1 protein-coding gene is annotated in these 1,550 nt (G+C 73.7%); it reads left to right on the top strand.

Annotation, left to right across the window (positions count from 1 at the left end):
- Positions 1 to 1,445 (top strand): RNB domain-containing ribonuclease (locus RIF89_RS14935; RefSeq protein ID WP_309069854.1); only part of this gene is annotated, 1,445 nt, incomplete at its 5' end.
- Between the last annotated feature and the right edge of the window lie 105 nt (positions 1,446 to 1,550).

Genomic DNA, 1,550 nt, shown 5'->3' with positions numbered 1-1,550 from the left:
GCATGCCGGCCCGCCACGCGCACCTGTCGCCGTCCGCCGTCCAGACCGCACTCGCGGAGTCGCTCGCGCAGCTGCGTCGAGACCTCGAGCTGCCGGAGGCCTTCCCCGCCGACGTGATCGCGGAGGCGGAGGCCGTTGTCACGTCGGGGGCGGCGGTCGATGGATCGGATCCGGCGCGCGCGGATCTGCGGCACCTCGACTTCCACACGATCGACCCGGAGGGATCCCGCGACCTCGACCAGGCGCTGGCCATCCAGCGCGCCGGATCAGCCGAGGACGGATCAGGATGGGTCGTGCACTACGCGATCGCCGACCTCGCCGCGTTCGTGCGACCGGGCGGGGCGATCGACGCCGAGACGCGGCGTCGCGGGCAGACCCTGTACGCGCCGGACGGCTCGGTCCCGCTGCACCCCGAGGCGCTGTCGCACGGCGCGGCCTCGCTCCTTCCCGAGCAGGATCGGCGGGCATACGTCTGGCGGTTCGTGCTCGACGCCGACGGGACGCAGCATGAGCCCGCGCAGCCGCCCGTGCGGGCATGGGTGCGCTCGCGGCGGCAGTGGAGCTACCGGCAGGCGCAGACGGCCGTCGACGAGGGGTCCGCACCCGACTCGATCGCGCTGCTGGCCGAGGTGGGACCCGCGCTGATCGCGCGGGAAGCGGTTCGGGGCGGGGCGAGCCTGGGCTCGCCCGAGGAGGAGATCGTCGCGACGCCGAACGGCTACGTCCTGCAGGCGCGGGCTACGCTGCCGATCGAGGACTGGAATGCGCAGATCTCGCTCATGACCGGCATGGCCGCCGCGGCGATCATGCTGGAGCGCGGCACGGGCATCCTGCGCACGCTTCCGCCTGCCGACGCCGAGGCGATCGCCGAGTTCCGGCGCCGCGTGGCGGCCATCGGGCATCCGTGGCCCGACGACATCCCCTACGGCGAGTACCTGCGGCGCGTGGACCGCGCGGACCCGGCCGCTCCCGCCATCACGCAGGCGGCGAGCGGCCTGTTCCGCGGCGCCGACTACGTCGCGTTCGACGGCGCAGCGCCCGAGCAGACCCAGCAGGCCGCGATCGCGGCGCCGTATGCGCACACGACGGCGCCGCTGCGTCGACTCGTCGACCGGTTCGTGCTGGCGATGTGCACCGACGCCCCCGAGTGGGCCCGTGAGGCACTGCCGACGCTGCCCGACGTGATGCGGCAGACCGGATCGCTCGCGAACCGCCTCGAGGCGGGCTCTGTCGACCGGGTGGAGGCCGCCGTGCTGCACGCGCGCCTGGGCGAGGAGTTCGACGCCGCGGTCGTCTCGCAGACCAAGGGCGGCGCGCGCATCCAGCTCGCCGATCCGTTCGTCACCGCGACCGCTCCCGGGTCGCACGAACCAGGATCCCGCATCCGCGTGCGCGTGACCGAGGCGGACATCGCCCGCGGTCGCGTGGCGTTCGCGGTCGCCTGAGTCGCGTCAGAAGCGGGCGACCGCCTGCACGCCGAGCATCGCGAGCACGCCGAACACGATGCCCCACAGGATGATCGAGATCACCTGCCAGAGGATGACCGCGTT

The organism is Microbacterium sp. (genome assembly GCF_031178525.1).
In the GTDB taxonomy this organism is placed as follows: Bacteria; Actinomycetota; Actinomycetes; order Actinomycetales; family Microbacteriaceae; genus Microbacterium.
The sequence above is the reverse complement of the archived record's forward strand: the minus strand, read 5'-3'. Positions and strand labels throughout refer to the sequence as shown.